Below are 21,263 nucleotides of genomic sequence, written 5' to 3' on the forward strand. Positions count from 1 at the left end.
GTAGCTTCAGCCGCACCCATATGTTGTGCGACAAGCAGCTACACGCCATACAGTTGCGCTGATGCGGTCCAAACTGCGGGGCGGAGTGAGTGTACTTGATGGAGCTTGACACCATAGTCGAACAGGCAGGCCAGAACCGCCCCTTGCGCGGACACGTGAAATGGTTCGACCCCGGCAAGGGGTTCGGTTTCGTCGTGGCCGACGAGGGGACTCCCGACATCCTCTTGCATGCCAACGTCCTGCGCAGCTTCGGCCAGAGCACCGTCGCTGACGGCTCTGCCATCGAAATCGAGGTCGCATGCACCGACCGGGGGATGCAGGCCACCGTCGTCCTGTCCATCCGCCCACCCGAGGTGCCGCCGGGCGCCGGGCTGGCCGACCTATCCGGCATCGACCCGGCCGCCCTCGCGGAGCGGCCGCTCGAACCCGCCCGCGTCAAATGGTTCGACAAGGGCAAGGGCTTCGGCTTCGCTAACGTCTGGGGCTCGGAGGACGACGTGTTCCTGCATACCGAGGTGCTCCGCCGGTCGGGCTTCGCCGACTTCGCCCCGGGCGAGGCCGTGGGCTTGCGCGTGATCGACGGCAAGCGCGGCAAGCTGGCGGTGGAGGTCCTGGCCTGGGACGCCGCCGGCCGTGCGCGATCAACCGCAACCCTGAGCGGCTCCCAGATCAAGAGCCAGCCTGCCGGCGACAGGATAGCCATCAACGCGTCCCTTCGATGATCGGCTTTGAACCGATGAGATCCACCAACGGCTTTCTACGGAAGCCGGTGAGATGGACGGTAGCGTCCTGTCGACGTGGTGGAGTTTGGGATGGAGTGTTTCAGTGACCCGCTCCCGCGGCATCCGCAGCTTTCGCCGCTTGGCAGGCGTGCTCAGCGGCGAGCACCCACCCACGCCTCCGGTCAGAAACTCACGATACCGGTGAAAAAGTCCGATCACGGGCAACCAGAGCTGAGTCCGAGTCCTTCCTGCTGAGGTGCTCTTAGCAAAGTCAGCAGCTTACGGCGGGGTCGGCTCTCGCGAAGCCATCCAAAAGCCTCCGATTGAGTTTGGGCCTGCCTTTTTCACCGGCATCTCACATTATCTTCCCTCATCCTGCACCAATTAGGGTCGTCAGAATTGAGTTGAGCTTTTCGTAGATCATGATCGCACGCCGACTAACCGGTCGTGCTCCTCGCGGGTGTTCAGGATGGTGAGCCGGCGCCGGCGCAAGAATCCGGGCGCTTCGATCAGGATCTCGTTGCGGTGCTTGGCAACATTGCTGACTACCAGCACGGCGCCCTTGGGCATACGCTGACGAGTGGTTATGGTCGTTCTCCTTCGGTGGCGTCGGCCACATCACCGTCGGAGACCTGAGGTCCGGCCATGACCGCCCGCTTCGCCTCATGAGGAGCTCCGCAGAGCGTCATGGCCTCCGTCCCGCTCAGCTCCCCGATGTGTTACGGGCCGGAGTTCGCTGGCCGCATTCTGGACCGGTGGGCCACCCTGAACGGCGTCGAGCTGGACTTCAGCCAACCGGGCAAGTTCACCGACAACGCCACCATTGAGGCCTGCAACGGTCGCCTGTGTGCCGAATACCTGAGCGCATCCTGGTTCTTGTCCATGGCTGACACCCGGGCCCGGATCGAACGCTGGAGAAAGGATCACAACGACGAGCGCCCCTACTCAGCGCCTTAGGCGGCGTGACGCCTCGGGCCTAGGCAGACCAATCTACCCACGCCCGGAAACTTGGTAAGCGGTGTTCTGGCCCCACGCGGGGTTAGCCTTGACGGAACGGGATGACGTTGTTGCTGCGCATGAGGGCGATGGCGCCTTCGCGTTCGAGGGCCTCCACTGCGGCGTTGCGGGCGTCCCGGTCGGTCCTGAACTGGTCGTCCCAGACGTGGCTGGTGCCCTTGTGATCCACGACTTCGAGGGTCCAGGTCCTTTCGGTTTCCAGGCGATAGATCTCGATGGCGAAGGGGTAGCCGTCCACGACGATCCTTTGGCTCTTGCTCGAGGTAATCAGGTTCGGCTCGTCGTCGGTCATGCGCAGGGCTCGTGGCTGGTGGGATCGGCCCAACTTTGAGGTGTCCTCCGGCTCGGTCAATCCTCGAGGGGTGCGCCTATTCTATCGTTCCAGGGCAGCAGCTCGGCGATGCGGCTCTGCTTATGGCCTCGGACAATGGCCGTGATGGTGGCGGCCAGCCAGGCGTGAGGGTCGACGCCATTCAGCTTGCAGGTTTCGACCAGCGAAGCGATGACGACCCAGTTCTCGGCGCCTGCGTCGTGGCCCGGGAAGAGGGCGTTCTTGCGGCTCAGGGCGATGAAACGGATCGTCCGCTCGACGGTGTTGCTGTCGATCTCGATGCGCCCATCGGTCAGGAAGCGGCCAAGGCCGTTCCAGTACTTGGCGACATAGGCCAACGCTTCGCCGAGGGGCGATTTCGAGGAGACGCGGGCGCGGTGGTGGATGAGCCAGTCGCCGATCCGGGCGAGGACCGGCGCTGACCGCTCCTGCCGCAGGGCCAGGCGGGCCGCCGGGGCGAGGACACGGATCTCCGCTTCGATGCCGTAGAGCTCGCGGATGAGGGACACCCCTTCCTCCGCGATCGGGGCGGGACCTGTGCGGGTGATATCGATCAACTTGCGGCGAGCATGCGTCCAGCAATAGGCCAACTGGATGCTGGGACCGATGCGGTCAGGCGCGATCAGCCGGCTGTAGCCGGAATAGACGTCCACCTGGAGGACACCCCCGAAGCCTTGCAGGATCCGTTCAGCATGCTGGCCGCCGCGTCCGGGCGCGTAGGTGAGGATGACGCCTGGCGGGGAGGTGCCGCCCCAAGGACGATCGTCTCGGGCGAGCGCCTAGAAGGTGCCGATCTTGGTCTTTCCAGACTCCGGATCGAGCACCGGCGCGCGTGTCTCGTCCATGAAGAGGTTCGAGGACCGCTTCAGGTCCGCCATCAGGGCCTCATGGACCGGGCGCAACTCGAAGGCCGCGCGACCGACCCAGTCGGCAAGGTGGAGCGGTCGAGGTCGATCCCTTGGCGGCTGTAGATCTGGGCTTGGCGGTACAATGGGAGGTGATCGGCGTACTTCGAGACCAAGACATGTGCGACGGTCGCCTCGGTCGGCAGGCCGCCGGGGATCAGCCGCGCCGGGGCTGGCGCCTGCGCCACGCCATCGGTGCAGGACCGGCAGGCGTACTTCGGGCGGCGGGTCACGATCACGCGGAACTGGGCCGGAATGACGTCGAGCCGTTCGGACAGGTCTTCGCGGATGCAGTGCAGGCCACCGCCGCAGGCGCAGACCAGGCTCGTGGGCTCGATCACCTCTTCGATGCGGGGCAAGTGCTGCGGCAGCGCGCCACGATTGGCCGCACGGGGCCTGACCTGCCGCTTGGCGGCACGATCCTCGGCATCCTCGTCGGCGTGAACGGCGGCGATGGCCGTTTCCAGATCCTCCAAAGCCAGCTCAAACTGATCGGGATCGCTCTTCTCGGACCGCCGTCCGAAGGCCGCCTGCCGAAACGCCGCAACCAGCTTCTCCAGCCGCGCGATCCGCTCGTCCTTGCGCAAAGAGCGCTCCTCTGAAGCGGCGAGGCACGCCCTCAGCGTCGCGATCTCCTCAAGCAGATCGGCAGTTCCAGCATGGGGCCTGTCTACCAGACCCGCCCCGCTGAGGCCCGGAGAAAGGGCCGCCCGGGTCATCCTGCCGCAGTTATTCCACCGCCTCGGGTGCCCGCGCCTCGACGGCTCGGACCCGCCGCCAATCGAGCCCGGCAAACAGCGCCTCGAACTGCGCGTGGTTCAGCGACATCAGCCCGTCCTTCACCGCAGGCCAGGTGAAGCTGTGCTCCTCGAGCCGGGTGTCAGCCATAACCAGCCCGGTCCCGTCCCAGGTGAGCAGCTTCAGCCGGTCGGCCTTGCGCGCCCGGAACACGAAGACGGTCCCAGTGAACGGGTCCTTGCGCAGCTCGTTCTTCACCAGGGCCGCCAGGCTGTCGTGGCCCTTGCGAAAGTCGATGGGCTTTGTAGCCACCAGGATCCGCACGCGGTTCGACGGAACGATCATGCCGGTGGCGCCAAGGCACGCACGATGGCCGCGATCCGCTCGGCCGAGGCACCGGGCTCCAGCCGGATCGTCACCGCCGCCACCACAATCTCCGGTCCCGCTCGCCCCACGACCGGGGCCTCACCCTCCGGCGCCGCAAGCACCATCGCGGCAAACTCTACCGCCTCCTCCGGAGCAGGCAGAACCAGCTTGCCCTTGCGTGCCAGCGTGCGCCACGCCGACACATGGTTCGCCTTGAGGCCATGCTGACGGGCGACGTCGTTCACCGTCCGGCCCGGCCGCAGCGTCTCCGCAACGATCCGGCCCTTCACCTCATCCGGCCATAGCCGGTTGCGACGGCCCACGCCTCCGCCCGTGAGAACCTCCAATGGTGCAGCCATGGAAAACCTCCAGCCCGTCCCACACAGGAGGTCTGGATCTCAGCTCAACGGCCGAGAAAGAAGGTGGGGTCAGAACAGCGCTTACGAAACTTGCATAGACCCTGGATCAGCTTCGGGATCAGGACCACGGCTTACAAAGCCCTACTCCACGGCGGACTACTCCAATGGAGACAGACCGATGGCCCCCCTTATGGCGCTGTAGTGAGCCGCCATGTGCTCGCACACGAAGCCCAGGTTGAGAATGTCGTCGGCCCGGCGCAGGAGAGAGCCCTCGGACACCCGTTCCGCAAGGCGGAACCCGTAAAACAGCGCCGTCCGCTCGACGTGTCGACCCATCATGGCAGCGCCCCGTCAGTAATCTTCGTCAGACACATTGATCCACGAGGCGCCTCGGTGACACGAAGCCTTCTTAACAGCTTCGTTCGTTTGCCGGACGTCCAAAGCATCGCAGGCTGGCCCGGCTGGCTGTGGCGTACGAAGCATGATCGGCACCCGAGAGCGTCCTGGTTGCCTAGAAATCTCGCGAAACCAGTTGCTCGCTGGCGGGACCTGATGGCACTAAGCGTCTCAAAGAACGAGGGACAGTGAAGCTGTCGGCCCCGGTCGCGTCTGCCAGCGCGCCGGGGCCTCCGCACCAGTCTGCCGCGCTAGCGTCTCTGACGCCGTTCGGAGCAGGAACGAACTGACCTGGTCGGGTTTAAGTCTCCGCTCCCACAATCAGCCACCTCCCTCGCGACCTCAGGGATGACCCATCAACGCGGCGCAAGACCGACTTGGACACATCAGGGATCTACCGGGCACAGGAGGCCCGCCATGTAGGACAACGCTGCGCTCACCAGGAGGCCCAGATTGCCGCTCAGGACATAAAAGGCGATTGTGCTCCAGCATAGGCCCGTGACCTGCGCGCTCATGAGAGCACCGGCAAAAGCTGTGAGCAGGCCGACCAGCAAGTGGCCGAGAACCATGGCACTGTCCTCCCTTGCATCGTTCAGGCCCAAACTGCTCTGGGCACCGATGTCGTATGTCGCAGCTTGCTGCTGCTGGGTCCTGCAAGTCGACCGTCTCTGCTAGCAGCCGCTCTGAGTGCGGGCCCACCTGTGGCGAGCCTGCCGTGATCCGTCCCTCGACCGCAAACGCGACCACATCGCGGGCATGGTCGCTTGCCCCGAGGACTGACAGCGCATTCCGACCTGACTCCTGACGGCAGATCGACATGGGGGCGCACGATCCCTGAACGGGCGGAACACAGGGGAACGCTCGGCGTTGCTCGTGGCTTTGTTGAAGCCAATGGAGATCCCGATGCCCGCTGCGAATTTGGAAAAGCTGTTTCATGACGGACTGCGCGACGTCTACTACGCTGAGCGCAAGGCCCTGCAGGCCTTGAAGAAACATGTCCGCGCCGCCCAGCACGCCGAGCTGAAGCAGGCGTTCGAGCTGCACCGCGACGAAACCGAAGGCCAGATCGAACGCCTTCAGCGCGTCTTCGAGACAATCGGAAAGCGTCCGCAGGGCAAGACCTGCGCCGCCATGGACGGCCTTGCCGAGGAAGGCGAGGAGATCATGGAGGAGTACAAGGGCTCACCGGCGGCCGATGCGGGCCTGCTCGCCGCTGCGCAAGCCATCGAGCACTATGAAATCTGCCGCTACGGCACTCTGGCATCCTGGGCCAAGCAACTGGGCAACACGGATGCCGAGGCCCTCCTGCGCGAGACCCTGGCCGAGGAGGAGAAGACCGACCAGCTCCTGACCGAGCTGGCCGAGTCCGTCATCAACGCAGCTGCCGAGGAACAGGCAGCCTAAGCTCCTGTCCGGCAATCACCTGCGGTGAAAGCCAAAACCAAGGCCCTGGACGCGAGTGGCGTCCGGGGCTTGTGGTCGTTGGGCCGGTGTGGCTCGGGGCGTCAGAACGTGCGCGAGGAGCCGCCCGTCCCGCCCGTGCCCGAGGTGGTGCCCCCGGTGAGCGAGCTGCGCTCGCCGGTGCGCTCGTCCTCGATCTCCACTTCCGTCTTGCGCACGGTGTCCTGGATGTGCTGGTGCTGGACCTCGGTCTCCTGGCGCAGGCCGATCTCCTCGACCACCCGGGCCTCCTTGCCCACCACCGCCACCTCGGCCGTTTCGTGCGCTTCCAGCACCTGGTCGGGCAGGCCCATCTCATCGGGGTTCACGGGCCGGTCCACGGGACGGCGCTCGATGTAGACCCGGGTCGACCGCAGCTCGACCTCGGCCTCCACCGGCACCTCACGCACAAAGGACCGCACGCGCACCGCCCCCCCTGCCACCTCCTGCTTTCCGACGTTGAGCCGCTCCTCGACCACCTTGACGGTGCTGTCCTGATCGATCTCGCCACCGCTCCTCTGGCCCAAAGAGCCTGTGTCAGCAGAGGCGGCTGGCTGACGGGGGATGTAGTCCGCACTGGCGTACTGGGTGTCGAGTTCGTCGAGGTCATAGGCGTCCTCGGGGCGGCGCATGATCTCCTGAACGCGACCGAGATAGCTCTCGTCGTCGACGTCAACCGAGACCACATAGTCGCCGTTTCGAAGTGCCTGCTGATAGGTGCGGATGTCGTCCTCGGGGATGCCCAAGTCATAAAGCCGGTCCATGGCGCTGCCGGCCAGACCCTGAGCCCCAGAGGTCGAGCCGCTTGCGCCCGCTGTGTCCGACAGGACTGTGATGTTGTGCCCTGCGATGCCGAGCTGCTCGAGATCCCTGCGGACCAAATCGGCGACGTCAGACGTGCGGTAGATGGCGGTTACAGCGCGATGCATGGAGGTGTTCCTTGTCGGATCGGCAAAGCCAGCCCGCAAGGCGGCTGGCCTTGGCCTTCTGCCACGGTGATGTTCGACGCGCACAACGCCTGGCGGGGCGAACGGTTTCGTTGCCTCGAGAAGACTGCTGGATGGGGTGCCCGTTCAAGCCTTTGGACGGGGAACGGGTAGCCCAGAGCCTCAGGCGTGAGCACGTCCTACGGTCTCAGGGCACCATGGCGCCTAACTCGGCCTGCTCTAATCCTCTACCGTAGATGGCCCTTTCGTCGATGGTCCCCATAGGCTCTCGTCCTGTTGCCGCCGTGACGCTTGGTCCCTCCAGACCCATGCTCAATCCTGCCTGCACGTGGCGGACCCCCTCGACGCCGCCATGCCCGGCTCCATCTGCTCCTGCGCCATCACATAGGAGGCCCCCCATGTTCCTTCGCGTTGACAAGCTCCAGGTCGACCTGCCTCCCCCCAAGAAGCAGGACCCCAACGCGGGTGCCGCCCTCCAGGAACTGCTTGGCGGCAAGTACGGCGAGATGTCCACGCTCGGCAACTACATGTTCCAGAGCTTCAACTTCCGCTCCAAGTCCAAGTTGAAGCCCTTCTACGAGCTGGTGGCCGCCATCACCGCCGAAGAACTGGGGCATGTGGAACTCGTCTCGAACGGCGTGGCGATGCTGAACAACGGCCCGGATTCTGCGGCCGATGACTCGGGCAATGGCGGCGACATCTCCATGGCCCCCTTCGAGGCCATGCAAGAGATCCGCTCGGCCGCGAGCTTCTTTTCGCATGGCGGCGGCGCGGTGCCGGTGAACTCGAACTCCATGTCCTGGAACGTGGACATGGTGACGACCACGGGCAACGTGGTGTTCGACCTGCTCCACAACTTCCACCTCGAATGCGGCGCGCGGCTTCACAAGCTGCGGGTCTACGAGACGCTGTCCGATCCCACGGGCCGCGAAGTTTGCGGCTATCTCCTCGTTCGTGGAAGCGTCCACGCCCATGCGTACGGCCTGGCGCTGAAAAAGCTGACCGGCGTCAGCATCGAGCAGATGCTCCCCACTCCGAACATCCCGCTCGACAAGATCCCCGAATGCCAAAAGTACCTGGCCGAAGGCTCGCACCGGCGGCTCTACACGTTCTCGCCCGGCGACTACCAGTCGATCCGCGGCATCTGGGAAGGCGAGATGGCCCTGCCAACCGACCCCCCGGGCGAGCTTGAGGTCGTCGAAGGCATGCCAGACGGCGGACGAATCCACGACCTCGTGGGTCAGCCCTCGGCCTTCTCGCCCGATTATGCCCCTGAGGAGTTCTACGAGATCGCCCAGCGGCTGACCAAGGCCGCTCATCAGGGCGCCGGCTCGCTCTGACATCAAGGCGGGTGCCCTCTCGGGGCGCCCTCTCCTGCTTCTGCCAACTGCAGGTTAGCTCGGCCGGTAACACTACGCGTTACCAGGTCTTGAGTGTCCGGAAGCAAGCCGAAACTTTGAGGGTTTCGCGCTCCATCCGCGTGCGCTCGAACTCACGCCAGAGCTTGGCGTTTTCGGACGCCAAGTCGGCCAGCAATGGCGCCGACAGCCCCGTCGCAGATGCTTGCCCGGCCTGCGCACGCCATAGCGCTGCGTTCTGGGCCGCCGGCCAACTCCTCAGCATCAAGGGCTGAATGCCGAGCTCGGCCGCGATCTGCATCTGCGGCCGACCGCTGCTCTCCAGCAAGGCCACCGCTTCGCGCTTGAACTCGGGGGAGAACTCCCGCCTCGTCTTCGTCATCGGATCACCTTCCCCGCCCACACGGAGCGTATTGGAGGCGTCCACCGAAGCGGGGGAAGATCAACCTTCGATAATCTCCGGCGAGGAGAAAGAGGGTGCCGTCGATGACCAACGACCAGCGGGAGATCCGCCACGAGGGGCGGGACCTCGACGGCAAAGCAGGTGAAACGGGTGCTGGATCGGCTGGGATGAGACTGGACCTACGAAGCGCCGACTGTGCCTGTGAAGCTGAGATCACAGACAATACTGCCCTGTTCGTCGGTGACACGCATCTTCCAGTTGGGATCTGGCCAGAACCGCTTCGCATGGTCTTTGATGATCGCACCTGAGGTAGCCACGGCGGTGACGCGAGCGGCTTCCAGATCGGGCAAGACGACTCCCACCTGATCAGAGAGGTGGCGGTCGTCTTCGATGTTGAAGAAGTAGCGGGGCATTGCGGGCTCCTTGCATTGTGCAGCGGGAGCGCAGGCGCGTCTCTCAGGCACCGAAGGGCTACGAACAGAACCGGTGATGACATTGAGATAGGGGCGCGAGCCTTGAGAACCAAGCGAGCCGCCCGAAGCAGGGCTTGGGTTGGGTCTGGGGAGCCAGGAGCCTCACCCCAGCCGGTGCGGCGCCCTGCCCTACCGGATCAGTTCGACCGCCGCACCCACATCCACCCTGCCCGAAGCCTGGTTAGCGGTAAGAGCGGGGGCGCTGAGTTCCGCTGCAAGGGTGAGGCAAGCCCGGTCGCCCAAGGAGAGCCCGAGTGATCGCGTGGCTGGCCGCAGGTGCCCCGTGGCAGTGGCCTGACCTGCCGTAAGTTGCCGGACGTCCAGGTTGAGCCCGCCCAAGGCTTCTTCCACCTCCTCCACGCTGAGGCCGCGCTCGCGCAGCTTGGTGACGACCTCGGCCAGGTTCACGGCCCCGATCACCGCCGAAGGCAGGGCTTCGGCAACGCGATCTGCTCCCGCTTCTCCGTTCAAGAGGCAGAGCAGCGCCGAGGAGTCCAGGACCACGGCCTTACTCACGCTCGGCCTCGCGCCGGCGGTCCGCGATCAACTCGTCGGCCAGCGACACCCCTTCGGGCACGTGGCGCCGCAGGATGGCTTGGGCGTGTGCAATGGCTTTGGAGAGTGACCGGATCCGCAACTCGCCATCCGCCACATCGACCAGCACGGTATCGCCGGTTGCGATGCCGAGCTCGCGTCGCATGCTGGCCGGGATGATGAGCTTACCACCCTCGATGATCCTGACCCTCTGAGGCGACATGGCGTGCATTAGCATGTCATCCCTAATTGGCATGATCCTACCCTTATAGCCGAAACTGGGGCAACTAGCATGCGGGTCACATTACTCGCGATATGAAAGAGTGGCCCATCAGGTCCAATGTTCAGCATATCGGGCGCAAGTGCGTCATTTAGGGTATGCCTCAGAAGGACATTTACATCGGACAGCTTTGTGCGTCCAAATAGGGTTGCTTTGGGCCATATCGGACAGTAGCGTGAGCGGGTCTAGACCCTACTCGGACAGAATGGCTCCTCGATGACCCTCTACGGCTATGCTCGTGTGTCTACCGGCGATCAGGACCTCGCCCTGCAGGAGGCGGCGCTCCGGTCTGCCGGCTGCCAAGTGACCCGCTCCGAGAAGAAGACCGGCACCCAGCGCGAGGGCCGGACGGAGCTCGACATCCTGCTGCAGTTCCTCCGCCCTGGCGACACTCTGGTGATCACCCGCATTGATCGGCTGGCACGCTCCCTCAAGGACCTCCAGGACATCATGCATGAACTGAAGAGCAAAGGCGTGACGCTCAAGGCTACCGAGCAGCCGGTGGACACTTCCACTGCCGCCGGTAAGGCTTTCTTCGACATGTTGGGCGTGTTTGCCGAGTTCGAGACCAACCTACGACGAGAGCGGCAGATGGAAGGGATCGCAGCCGCCAAGGAGCGGGGGGTCTACACAGGACGGAAGCCTAAGATTGACCCAGACGAGGTCCGCCGGCTCTTTAGCGAAGAGAACCTCAGCTCCACGGCCATAGCCAAGCGGTTAAAGGTCGCCCGGTCCTCGGTTTATCGCTTCCTGCCCGAGCTTCAGACGGTGTCCTCGCCAGCCGGCAAGGAAGCCTAAGCCTGGAGCTGTAGAGCTCCCGGCATGCTGTCGACCTCCTGATCACCGACCATCTGATGCCAGGGATGAGCGGGGCCGAGCTGGTCCGCGAGGCCCGGGTGCTCCGGCCTGGGCTGCCGGCACTGATCGTGTCGGGTTACGCGGAGCTGGAGGGGATTGCCCCCGGTCTGCCGCGGCTCGTGAAGCCGTTCCGCGCGGCCGAGCTTGCCGAGAAGGTGGGGACCCTCGTGACAGGCGCCACACCCGGCGGATAGGAACGCCATCCGACCCGCTTGCCATGTCGGTGTCAGCAACATGTGCCTCGCTCTCGAGCAGATCCTTGGACGGCAGCGGACATGGGGGAGAGCGATCGTGCTACGTCTACGACATGCGGGGACATCGTCCGACACGAACCCTCTGACTCCAACGGCCGAGAGTTCTTGGGCTCCCGCTGCGCCGCGCGAAGAGAGCTTCAGTCCCTTCACTCTTCCATGTTGACGGCGGTCCGGATCTGCCGGACGCATGCAGGAGCCGTCTGGCGGGGATCGAGGACGCGCGAGCTGCAGCCTTCGTCTTCGCCGGCGAGGCAGCGAGGGATGTCAATCGGCACGGGACCCGGGACCGGCGTCCAAGAGGAACTCCGCTTGGGATGCGGCGAGCTGGGCCTGATCCGGCGCAGCTGACGGGGAGCGGAGCCGGACCAGGCCTAGTTCAGTCCGAGTTATGCGGCGGGACCGTGTGCGACGAGTAAAGGTGCAGGGCCGAAGGCGCGTCAGGGGGCAGCGGACGGTCATGCAGGACCGCATCGGCCACCTCCATGGCTCCGGCGAGGGAATAATCGGTGATCGGCTTATGTAGGCAGCCCAGGGCCAAGGCGCGCCCGCGATCTTCCGGACAGTTCCCGGTCGCAAAGAGCACGGGCACGCCTCGCGCCTGGAGCGCCGCCGCGACGTCGAGCCCGCTCGAGCCTCCCGCCAGCTGCACGTCCACGAGCGCGAGGTCGGGCCGCTCCGCATCGACGGCCGTCATGGCTGAGGGCAAGTCATCGGCCTGAGCTGTCGCCTCATGGCCCGCAAGCCCCAGCATGCCCTCTATCTCCATGGCGACGAGCACCTCGTCCTCAACGATCAAAACACGCAACACCCTGCTCCTCTCTCCGGCACGTCTCCAGGGACGCGCCGCCCTCAGTGCTCATCGTCTTGCCCCGGTATCGGCAGATCGATCATGAACCGGGTCCCGGGCCCCGTCTGGTCCACCGTGAGCTGGCCACGCACTTGCCGCACGAGGGAAGTGACGATCTTCATGCCAAGCCCGCCGGACCTCAGAGGGTCGAAGCCTTCGGGCAGACCAACGCCGTCATCGGCCACCTCGATCCGCACGCCCCCGTTCGTGCGCTGCAATGTGACCTGCAGGCGACCCTTGTCGCAGGTCTGGAAAGCGTACTTGACGGCATTGGTGACGAGTTCGCTCACCACGAGCGCGAGCGGCACAGCCTGTGCGAGCGGAAAGACGACGTCGGACTCCACGTCCGTCACCAGCTCCGCCCGCTGCTCCCCGCCCAGAGAGCGCAGGGTCTCCCTGGCCATGTCGCGGAGGTAGTCGCCGAAGTCCACCCGGTCGTGCTGGCTGGTGGAATAGAGCCTCTGGTGCATGGCCGATACGACCGAGAGCCGCCCGCGTGCCTCCAGCAGGGCCTGCTTTAGCTCGGGGCTCCTGGCCTGGCTCGCCTGAAGCATGAGGAGCGACGTGACGAGCTGGAGGCTGTTCTTCACGCGGTGGTTCACCTCGTGCAGCAGCACGTCCTTGGTCTGGAGCGCTTCAGCCAGCTCGGCCTCGATGCGCTTCTGGTCCTCGATGTCCGTGCAGGTCCCCATCCAGCGGACGATGCGGCCCGCCTCGTCGCGCACGGGCAAGGCACGCCCCAGCACCCAGCGGTACTGGCCCGAGCGATGGCGCAGCCGATACTCAATCTCGTAGGGCTCGCCCGTGGTGAGGGAGTGGCTCCACCTGGCCCGTGCCTGCTCTTGATCGCTGGGGTGGAACATGTCGTTCCAGCCCTCGCCGTCGGTAGAGCCCGCAGGCACGCCGGTGAACTCGTACCAGCGGTCATTGTAGAAGTCGTGGTAGCCGTCGGGGCGCGTCGACCAGACCATCTGCGGCATGGCATTGGCGATGGTCCGGAACTTCGCCTCGCTTTCGGCCAGGGCGGCGCGGGCGGCGATCTCGTCGGCGATGCCCCGAGCCTCGATGATGGTACCCACGGTCTGGGAGGACTCGTCGCGGATGGGCGAGGCCGTGAAGGCCACCGGGTAGAAGTGGCCGTCCTTGTGAACGAAGACTTCCTCGCCCTGGGTATGGGCGTTCTCCGGAAAGGCGCGGTCGATGGGACAGTCCTCGAGTGGGTAGGGCGTCCCGTCCGGGTGAGTGTGATGCACCACGTCGTGGAGCGGCAAGCCCTGCATCTCCTCGAAGCGGTAGCCGGTGAGCTGCTCGGCCGCGGCGTTGGCATAAATGCAGTGCTGGCGGTCATCCATGACAAAGACCGCCATCGTCGTGTTGTTCAGCACCGCGTCGAGCCGGCGCGAGGTCTCGCTCAGGCGCTCCGCCGTGGCCTGCTGGGCGGCGTGGGCCTGCTCCCGGTCGGTCACGTCGCGGTAAAAGATGGCGAGGCCCTCCCCCACAGGGTACACCCGCACCTCAAGCCAGACGTCATGCACGTCGGACAGGTGCTGGTAGACGAGCTCGCCTGCTGTCCGCTCGGTCATGGCGTTCTGGTAAAGCGGCCAGGTCGGGAGATGTTCGGCCTCGGGCCAAACCTTGAGAATGGGGTGCCCCAGGATCTGCTCGGCCGGGCGGCCGTCGATGCGCAAGCCTTCCGCGTTGATCTGCCGGATACGGAACTGCGGGTCGAGCACAAGAAAGCCCTCGCCCATGTTCTCCACCACCGTGGCGGCCTCGCGCAGGCGCTCCTCGGCGCGGCGCTGCTCGGTGATGTCGCGGGAGATCGAGAGGAGCTTCTCGGGCCGCCCCTCGGCGTCGAGGATGGGGGTGACCACCACGTCCCAGTACTTGGGCGTCCCCTTGGCCGTGTCGGCTGCCCCCTGGAAACGCCCCGTGCCGCCCCGCCGGGCCTCCCCCAGGGCCGCCAGGGCGGCCTCGCGACCCTGGCCCTTCCAGAGGTCGGGCCAGCAGGCGCCCCGGAGGCTGGCGAAGTCGTCCACCTCCATGACGCCCATTCCGCCCGAGCTCATGCTCTCGAAATGGCCGCCCAGCGACAGAACCTTGATGCAGTCGCCCGAACTGTCGAGGATGCGGCGGTTGAACTCCAGGGCGGCGCGCAGCGCCTCCTCGGCCTTCTTGGACTGGGTCACGTCGGTGGCGACGCCCACCAGACCGACCACGGTTCCCGTCCCGTCCCTCATGGGGGACTTGGTGCCTCGGAAGATGCGGGTGTGGCCGTCGTCGGGCGAGGTGAACCGCTCCTCGATGACACGGGTCTCGCCAGAGGCCATGACCTCAGCGTCGGCCGCCATAATCGCCTCGGCCTCTGCGCGGTCGCCGTGCCATTCCAGCTCGTTGCGGCCCAGCGCCTCGGCGGTGGTCCGGCCGATGGCCCTGAGGGTCGCCGGGTTGGCGTAGAGGAGGCGCCCCTGCCGGTTCTTGACGAAGATGAGGTCGGGCGTGGTCTCGCCCACGGCGGACAGGAGCGCGGTGGCGCGCTGCTGCTCTTCCTCGGCACGCTTGCGGGAGGTGATGTCCACGAACGTGACAAGCACGCCGTCGGCCATGCCCTCGCTGCCTCGGGTGGGCAGGACGCGGCGCAGGAACCAGCGGCCGTCCGCGTGGCGGGCGACGTGCTCCAGGGGCTCGGCCTGGCTGGCGACCTCGGCAAAGGACGGGACGTCGGGAAGGTCCGCCAGGAGACTGCGCAGTTCCCGAAGAGGGCGGCCCACGTCAAAGGATCGCAGATTGTAGATCTCGGCCGCCGCCGGGGTGAAGCTCCTCACGTGTCCGTCCCGATCCAGGAACACGGTCGCGATCTGCGTGGAGCGCAGGAGGTTCTCGAGGTCGACGTTGGCCTGCTCCAGGGAGCGGTTCGCCGCCTGCACCTCCTCCTTGGAGGCCTCCAACTCCTCGTTGGCGGACTGGAGCTCCTCGTTCATGGAGAGGAGCTCCTCATTGGAGGACTTCAGCTCCTCGTTCGCGGCCTCCTGGTCCTGTGCGGCACGCTCGACCTCCTCGCGCGCATGCGCCAGCTCGCGCTCGAGGCCGTCGATCACGGCCTCCGCCTCCGGGGACGCCGCCCCGGCTTCGGCCACGGGACGCATCGCAGCCCCCAGGTCCTCGAAGACCACCATGTAAAGGCCCTCGCCGTGCCCCAGCTCGGGCATCGGCTGGACAGTCAGCCGGACCCGGGCGAGGCCTTCAGTGGTCTGCACGGCCGGGAGCTCGTGGACGACCGTGCGCCGCCTGCGCACGGCTTGCGCCAGGCTCGAGCGCAGCCCGGCCGACAGGCCTCGCCGGGCCATGCGGGTGATGACGCTGGAGTAGGTGCCCACAGGAGGCTGGAGATAGCGGTCCACGCCCTCGGACAGATGCACCGCCTGCCCCTGCTCCGAGACGATGGCGTAGCGCGGCGCGAACTCGGCCAGAAGGATGCGCTGCGCGATCGCCCCGAGATCGGGCTCGGCTGTCTGGTCGGGGCTGCGGAAGCCCGGCAGGCCCTGGCCCCCGAAGGCGCGCAGGCCATCCGGCGGCACCCCGCGGGTGTCTTTTCGCTGCGCCAGCCGCGCCTTGGCGTCGACGGCTCGGAACAGCTCGGACTGACCCGCCAGCGACTCCGAGGAGCCCAAGAACAGGTAGCCGCCGGGCTTGAGCGCGTAATGGAAGACCGGGAACAGCTTCTTCTGGAGATGTGGCCCCATGTAGATGAGGAGGTTGCGGCACGAGATCAGGTCGAGCCGCGAGAAGGGTGGGTCCGAGACGAGGTTGTGGGCCGTGAACAGGCACATCTCGCGCAGTTCGGGCGCGACCTGGTAGCGCCGGCCCTTCCTGACGAAGAACCGCGCGAGCCGCTCCGGGCTGACCTGGGCTGCGATCCCCTGTGGATAGGATCCCCGCCGCGCCGCTGCGAGCGCCCGCTCATCGATGTCGGTCGCGAAGATCTGGATGCGAGGCGGGGACGACAGTCCGTCGAGCATCTCGCGCGCCAGCATGGCGACGCTGTAGGCCTCCTCGCCGGTGGCGCAGCCCGGCACCCAGAGGCGCAGCTCGTCCGAGGAGGAGCGCTCCGAGAGCAAAGGCTTCAGCACCTTGGACGCCAGCGCCTCGAAGGCCTCGGGATCGCGGAAGAAGCTCGTGACCCCGATCAGCAACTCGCGAAAGAGCGTGCGCGCCTCCCCCTCGTCGCTGTCCAGCCGTGCGAGGTAATCGTCCACGGAGGCGACCTGGAGGACCTGCATCCGCCGCTCGAGCCGCCGCACTAGCGTGCTCGTCTTGTAGTGACGGAAGTCGTTGCCGGTGACGCGTCGGAGCGTGTCGCACATCCGGGGCACCGCGGCGTGGATGACGCGGTGCCGGGCCACGCCGGCGGGCCCGCCGGGCAGGTGATGCACGTGTGCGGCATAGGCGAGCAGGGCCTGGGCCAGTTCCTCAGGGGGAAGGACATGGTCGCAGGGCCCCACGGCCGCCGCGCTTTCCGGCATCTCGGCCTGGGCGGCTGTGCCGGCCGCCTGCGCCATGGTCAGCCCGCCAGCCGCGCCGATGGCCTCGAGCCCAAGCGCGCCGTCCGAGCCCGAGCCGGACAGCACGACCCCCACCGCGCAGGGACCGGCGTCTTCGGCCAGGGACCGGAAGAACCGGTCCACCGAAGTGCGGCGCTCCTCGATCCCGCGCGCAAGCCGGACCTGGAAGCGTCCGCGCCGGAGCCGCACCACGTGGCCCGCGGGCGCGACATGGAGCCAGTCGGGCTCGGGGGCGGCTCCGTCCTGGGCCGTCTTCACCGGCAGGGGGCTGAGAGGGCGCAGGACGTCGAGCAGGAGCCCGTCCTCGCCGGGGGTCGTGTGCTGGACCAGCACACAGGCGATGCCCGGGCATGCAGGCAGGTGCGCCAGAAAGGCTCGAAGGGCCTGAAGCCCTCCCGCCGATGCGCCAAGTCCGACCACCAGATGGCGCTTCACATCCGACGACGGCGCTTGCTCGGCAGCTTGGAAAACTGGAACGTCCATGGTAGATGGCCTCGACTGAAGGTCCCGTCCCATGAAGCCGATCACCACTCTGATCGCAAGCGTCGCGCAGTCGCGATTGCGACGCCCAGACCAGTCAGGTGCAGGTAGCCCAGTGCGCCGAGGCAGTTTGACGTTCCTCCTGCCGAGCAATGGCGCCGATCAGTGCGACGGCAATGCAGGATGCCGAATAACCGACTGGCATCGTGCCTGCAGGCCTTTGTAGCCGTGGCTTCGCGGCCTCGAGCCTCTAGACCTCAGACGGTCCGACCCAAATGCCTGGTCCGGGCGCTGTAGGCGGGCTGAAGAAGGGCAGGCAACAGGCTGTCGCTGGTTGGACCACGTTTCTCCTGCTCCACAACCACAGTCTGGACCTAATCGGCCTTCACCTGCGGCGGGAGCACGACGAGCCCCATGATCATGAACGCCGACCGCATTGCCTATGACCTCGCCACAAGTCCCGATGAAATCGAGGATGCCAAGACCATCCTGCGGGATCTCGAAGAGATCATCTTCGAGACTTTGCCCCCCCCCCCATCACGCCAAGGCGGCCTATGTCGCGGCGCTCCGACACCTGCTGCGGCTGCTGGGAGGGGACGCCGTGCTGGCCACGGATAGCCTTCTCGCGCGTGCTACACGTGGGAACCGCGAGCGCTGAGGGCTTCCCTCGATCCGGCCGTCTTGGCGCTCCAGCCGATGGACAACTCGAGAGATGATCGAGAAGACTGCCCCCCCTCAAGCACGTCGCCGGCCTTGTCCCAGAAAGGCTCCCGAGAAGGTGTTAGGTGACCCAAGCTCGTCGGTCATCCCTGGTAAGCCGGCTCTGGCCCTCCCAAGCCGAACGCGCGAGACGACCGTGCGGGTCAGGCCGCCTGGTTCTCGGCCGCCGCGTTGATGATGCTCTCGGCCAAGTCGGTCAGGAGCTTGTCGGTCTTCTCCTCCTCGGCCAGCGTCTCGCGCAGGAGCTGCTCGGCCTCGGCGTTGCCGAGCTGCCGGGCCCAGGCCGCGAGCGTGCCGTAGCGGGTGATCTCATAGTGCTCGACAGCTTGGGCGGCCGCGAGAAGGCCCGCGTCGAGGGCAGGAGAGCCCTTGTACTCCTCCATGATCTCTTCGGCTTCCTCGACAATCCCGTCCATGGCGGCGCAGGTCTTGCCCTGGGGCCGCTTGCCGATGCTCTCGAACACGCGCTGGAGGCGCTCCACCTGGCCTTCGGTCTCGTCGCGATGGGTCTCGAAGGCCTGCTTGAGCTCGGGGCTCTGGGCGGCGCGGGCGTGCTTTTTCAGCGCCTGAAGAGCTTTCTTCTCGGCATAGTAGACGTCCCGGAGGGTGTCGTGGAACAGCTTCTCGAGGTTCGCTGCAGGCATGAATGTCTCCGTCCTGGCATCGGTGAGGAGTCAGGCAACGCGGCCCGATGACAGGTGTTCCGCCCTCATCGGATCGGCGGGGCCTGCGGCTTGGGCAGGTTTCCCTTCGGCTCGTTCAGCCTCGCAGGGCGTCCGAGAAGCGGTCCAACTCCTGCTCGAGGATGCAGACCATGACCTCGTCGGCCATCTCCGCCAGTGCGGCCTTCTGGTCCGGCGTGAACCCCCGCGGCCGAGTGTCGAGCACGCACAGGCCCCCGAGCCGGATATCGCGCATGTAAATGAGCGGCGCCCCAGCGTAGAAGCGGACGAAGGGCTCCCCCGTGACGAGGGGGTTGGCAGCGAAGCGGGGGTCCAGCCGGGTGTCTGGCACGACCAGGACCTCGTCGGACCGGATCAGGTGGTCGCAGAACGCATCTGGTCGGGAGGTCTCCTGGAGGTCAGTGCCCGCTCGGGCCTTCACGATCTGCCGGTCCTGAGTGACAATGGTCACCAGAGCCATAGCTACCCCGAAGCGCCCCTGCGCACGTCGACAGATCTCCTCCAGCTCCGGCGGGGGGGGGCGAGGTGAGCACATGCAGACTTCTCAGAACCTGAAGGCGTTGGACCTCGATGAGGCTATCCGAACCAAGCACAGGTGCGTCCTCCCAGCCGCCGAGGCGCATGACTTGCAATGACAGAGCACAGACTCAAATCACGGGCTCGCCCGTAGGTTCCGGCTTGACGGAAGGTGCCATCATAAGAGGTGGCGCACATTCACCGCTGGCGAGCCTTTCGAGCGCTCCGGGCCCGCTCACCTGACGATCTGCTCCAGGGGGATCTGCAGGCGGATGAGCACTCCGGCTGGCTGCCAGTCGTGAACCATGGTCCCGCCCAGCTGACCCGTGATCCCTAGGCGGGCGAGCTGCGAGCCGAAACCCTTCCGGACAGGTGGGCTCGTGATGGTCGGGCCGCCCTGCTCTTGCCAGGTGAGGATGAGAGCGTCGTCCTGGACCCCCCAGGTGACCTCCAGCGAGCCCTCTGGGTTGCTCAGCGCCCCATACTTGGCCGCGTTGGTAGCCAGCTCATGCAGCACGAGGGCGAGGCTCGTCGCCGCCTTGGGCCCCGCCCGCAGCGCTGGTCCGTCGACACGGACCCGGTCCGCACCCGCCTCGAGGTAGGGCTCCACGACGACCCCCACGAGATCGGCAAGCCGGGCGCTCTCGCCCCCTTTGGCGCTCGCCTTCACCGCAGCCCGTATCAGGTTGTGCGCCCGCGAGAGGGCCAGCAGGCGCCCGCTCAGAGCTGACGCCATCTCGGCCGGGCTCCGGGCGGTGCGGGCGGTCATGTTGACCATGCCCGCAGCGATGGTGAACAGGTTCTTGAGCCGGTGGTCGAGCTCCTCGACGAGGAGCTGCCGCGCCTCTTCCGCCCGGTGCAGCTCAGTGATGTCGCGCGAGATGGCGAGGAGCTTCTCTGGGGCGCCCTCCGGGCCGGGGATCGGGCTGACGGATACGTCCCACCACCTGGGCGTGCCCTTCAGGGTGGGAAGGAACGCCTGGAAACGGCCTGTCCCTCCAGCCAGCGCCATGGCCAGAGCCGCGCGCGCTTTGGGCTGCTCCTCGGGCGACCAGAGCGAGGCCCACTCGGCTCCGTGCAGCTGGCGCTCGTAGTCGTCCACCTCCATCAGGCCCAGGCCGCCCTGGCTGAAGAGCTCGAGCCCACCTTTAAGGCTCAGGACCTTGATGCAGTCGGGTGAGCTGTCCAGAATGCTGCGGACGAAAGCCTCGCTGGCCTGGAGAGCCGCCTGGGCCTCACGCTCAGCCGTGATGTCGACGTTGAAGCCCACGATGCTTAGGCCCTTCGGCGTGGCGACGCCCTCGCCGCAGCCCCGGAGCCAGCGCCAGCCCGCCTCGGGGCTGCCCACCCGGAACTCGGCCTCGTAACGGCCACCTGGTACCTTGGCCGAAGCCAGGGCCGCCATGGTCGCGGGGAGGTCCTCTGGATGGATGCACGTCCCGAAGTCGTCAACACGCCTCGCGGCCCGGCCTGCGGGCATGCCGAACATCGTGGCCAAGCCGGTCTCGTAGATGACCTCCGTCGTCTCCGCGTCGATCTCCCAAGTGACGAAGCCGGCGATGCGGGAAGCCAGGGTCGCGCGGCGCTCCACGACGGCGGCCCGCTCCTGGGCCTGACGCTCGGCCGTCACATCGAAGTTGACGCCCACCAGACGGAGCGCCGAGCCGTCCTCGCCCCGCTCGACGACCCCACGATCAAGGATCCACCGCACCTCGCCGTCCGGCCGAATAATGCGGAACTCGTGGGAGAAGGACGACGCCTCGCTGACATAGGACACCGTCTCCGCGTCCACGCGCTCGCGGTCCTCGGGATGCACGAACGCGAGAAAGCTCAGGTCGTCGGTCGGGCCCGCGATCACGCCGTAGAGCCGCCGCAGGCTCTCGTTCCAGTCGACGCGGTTGGTGGCCACCTCCCACTGCCAGACCGCGAGGCCCGGCACCTGGAGCAGGGTTGCCAGATGGATCGGGAGCGGGGGAGAGGCCCCGGACCGCCCTGGCGCCCCCTGCTCGGGAGCGGCCGCGCGCGGGCCAGTTCCTTGACCGGACCTTTGCTGAGGCATGACACTCCCATCAGG

General features: G+C 66.4%; 19 protein-coding genes and 4 pseudogenes. 6 read left to right on the top strand and 17 right to left on the bottom strand.

What is annotated here, in order from left to right:
• Positions 1–98 precede the first annotated feature (98 nt).
• Positions 99–722 (top strand): cold-shock protein, encoded by a 624-nt coding sequence (locus tag FHG66_RS10440; RefSeq protein ID WP_139076702.1) that lies wholly within the window; start codon positions 99–101, stop codon positions 720–722.
• A gap of 423 nt (positions 723–1,145) precedes the next feature.
• Here FHG66_RS10440 and FHG66_RS21535 read toward each other — a convergent pair.
• A pseudogene (locus tag FHG66_RS21535) lies at positions 1,146–1,292 on the bottom strand (IS110 family transposase); the annotation flags it as partial.
• Positions 1,293–1,442: 150 nt separating this feature from the next.
• On the opposite strand from FHG66_RS21535, the pseudogene FHG66_RS10445 reads away from it, so the two are divergent.
• Positions 1,443–1,702, top strand: a pseudogene (locus FHG66_RS10445) (integrase core domain-containing protein); the annotation flags it as partial.
• A 59-nt stretch (positions 1,703–1,761) separates the two neighbouring features.
• On the opposite strand, the gene FHG66_RS10450 reads toward FHG66_RS10445, so the two are convergent.
• From FHG66_RS10450 to FHG66_RS10475, 6 genes and pseudogenes are all read right to left on the bottom strand, one after another.
• Entirely contained in the window at positions 1,762–2,031 is a 270-nt protein-coding gene (locus FHG66_RS10450) for a hypothetical protein (RefSeq protein WP_139076703.1), read from the bottom strand.
• A 56-nt stretch (positions 2,032–2,087) separates the two neighbouring features.
• Positions 2,088–3,694: pseudogene (gene tnpC / locus FHG66_RS10455) on the bottom strand (IS66 family transposase).
• A 10-nt stretch (positions 3,695–3,704) separates the two neighbouring features.
• A complete protein-coding gene (gene tnpB, locus FHG66_RS10460; RefSeq protein WP_139076704.1) occupies positions 3,705–4,058 on the bottom strand; it encodes an IS66 family insertion sequence element accessory protein TnpB in 354 nt (117 codons plus the stop codon).
• Entirely contained in the window at positions 4,055–4,438 is a 384-nt protein-coding gene (tnpA, locus tag FHG66_RS10465) for an IS66-like element accessory protein TnpA (RefSeq protein ID WP_139076705.1), read from the bottom strand. The genes tnpB and tnpA overlap by 4 nt, the downstream gene beginning before the upstream one ends.
• A gap of 156 nt (positions 4,439–4,594) precedes the next feature.
• Positions 4,595–4,777: a hypothetical protein gene (locus FHG66_RS10470; RefSeq protein WP_139076706.1), complete on the bottom strand. Its 183-nt coding sequence runs from the start codon at positions 4,775–4,777 to the stop codon at positions 4,595–4,597.
• 443 nt (positions 4,778–5,220) lie between these two features.
• On the bottom strand, positions 5,221–5,403 hold the full coding sequence (locus tag FHG66_RS10475; protein ID WP_139076707.1) for a hypothetical protein: 183 nt from the start codon (positions 5,401–5,403) through the stop codon (positions 5,221–5,223).
• A 334-nt stretch (positions 5,404–5,737) separates the two neighbouring features.
• Here FHG66_RS10475 and FHG66_RS10480 point away from each other — a divergent pair, with 334 nt between their 5' ends.
• The gene (locus FHG66_RS10480) at positions 5,738–6,238 is read left to right on the top strand and encodes a YciE/YciF ferroxidase family protein (RefSeq protein WP_139076708.1); all 501 of its coding nucleotides are present in this window, start codon (positions 5,738–5,740) and stop codon (positions 6,236–6,238) included.
• A gap of 101 nt (positions 6,239–6,339) precedes the next feature.
• Here the strand turns inward: FHG66_RS10480 and FHG66_RS10485 are convergent, their stop codons facing one another.
• Positions 6,340–7,203, bottom strand: coding sequence for a YsnF/AvaK domain-containing protein (locus FHG66_RS10485; RefSeq protein ID WP_139076709.1), 864 nt, complete (start codon positions 7,201–7,203; stop codon positions 6,340–6,342).
• 416 nt (positions 7,204–7,619) lie between these two features.
• Here FHG66_RS10485 and FHG66_RS10490 point away from each other — a divergent pair, with 416 nt between their 5' ends.
• A complete protein-coding gene (locus tag FHG66_RS10490) occupies positions 7,620–8,561 on the top strand; it encodes a manganese catalase family protein (protein ID WP_139076710.1) in 942 nt (313 codons plus the stop codon).
• A 79-nt stretch (positions 8,562–8,640) separates the two neighbouring features.
• On the opposite strand, the gene FHG66_RS10495 is transcribed toward FHG66_RS10490, so the two are convergent.
• The 4 genes from FHG66_RS10495 to FHG66_RS10510 form a co-directional block, all read right to left on the bottom strand.
• Positions 8,641–8,961 (bottom strand): transposase, encoded by a 321-nt coding sequence (locus FHG66_RS10495; protein ID WP_139076711.1) that lies wholly within the window; start codon positions 8,959–8,961, stop codon positions 8,641–8,643.
• 200 nt (positions 8,962–9,161) lie between these two features.
• The gene (locus FHG66_RS10500) at positions 9,162–9,395 is read right to left on the bottom strand and encodes a DUF6894 family protein (RefSeq protein ID WP_139076712.1); all 234 of its coding nucleotides are present in this window, start codon (positions 9,393–9,395) and stop codon (positions 9,162–9,164) included.
• A gap of 189 nt (positions 9,396–9,584) precedes the next feature.
• On the bottom strand, positions 9,585–9,971 hold the full coding sequence (locus tag FHG66_RS10505; protein WP_139076713.1) for a type II toxin-antitoxin system VapC family toxin: 387 nt from the start codon (positions 9,969–9,971) through the stop codon (positions 9,585–9,587).
• Entirely contained in the window at positions 9,964–10,245 is a 282-nt protein-coding gene (locus FHG66_RS10510) for an AbrB/MazE/SpoVT family DNA-binding domain-containing protein (RefSeq protein ID WP_218013821.1), read from the bottom strand. Before FHG66_RS10510 ends, FHG66_RS10505 begins: the two co-directional genes overlap by 8 nt.
• Positions 10,246–10,485: 240 nt before the next feature.
• On the opposite strand from FHG66_RS10510, the gene FHG66_RS10515 reads away from it, so the two are divergent.
• A complete protein-coding gene (locus FHG66_RS10515) occupies positions 10,486–11,067 on the top strand; it encodes a recombinase family protein (RefSeq protein ID WP_139076714.1) in 582 nt (193 codons plus the stop codon).
• 32 nt (positions 11,068–11,099) lie between these two features.
• Positions 11,100–11,321 (top strand): annotated as a pseudogene (locus FHG66_RS10520) (response regulator); the annotation flags it as partial.
• 436 nt (positions 11,322–11,757) lie between these two features.
• Here FHG66_RS10520 and FHG66_RS10525 read toward each other — a convergent pair.
• From FHG66_RS10525 to FHG66_RS10545, 5 genes are all read right to left on the bottom strand, one after another.
• Entirely contained in the window at positions 11,758–12,186 is a 429-nt protein-coding gene (locus tag FHG66_RS10525) for a response regulator (protein WP_139076716.1), read from the bottom strand.
• Positions 12,187–12,230: 44 nt separating this feature from the next.
• Positions 12,231–17,273, bottom strand: a complete 5,043-nt coding sequence (locus tag FHG66_RS10530) for a PAS domain-containing protein (protein ID WP_176556194.1) — start codon at positions 17,271–17,273, stop codon at positions 12,231–12,233.
• A gap of 860 nt (positions 17,274–18,133) precedes the next feature.
• Positions 18,134–18,634: a YciE/YciF ferroxidase family protein gene (locus tag FHG66_RS10535; RefSeq protein WP_139076718.1), complete on the bottom strand. Its 501-nt coding sequence runs from the start codon at positions 18,632–18,634 to the stop codon at positions 18,134–18,136.
• Positions 18,635–18,749: 115 nt separating this feature from the next.
• Entirely contained in the window at positions 18,750–19,208 is a 459-nt protein-coding gene (locus FHG66_RS10540) for a GAF domain-containing protein (protein WP_139076719.1), read from the bottom strand.
• Positions 19,209–19,424: 216 nt separating this feature from the next.
• A complete protein-coding gene (locus tag FHG66_RS10545; protein ID WP_139076720.1) occupies positions 19,425–21,248 on the bottom strand; it encodes a PAS domain-containing protein in 1,824 nt (607 codons plus the stop codon).
• Positions 21,249–21,263: the final 15 nt, after the last annotated feature.

Source organism: Rubellimicrobium rubrum (assembly GCF_006152115.1).
GTDB lineage: Bacteria > Pseudomonadota > Alphaproteobacteria > Rhodobacterales > Rhodobacteraceae > Rubellimicrobium > Rubellimicrobium rubrum.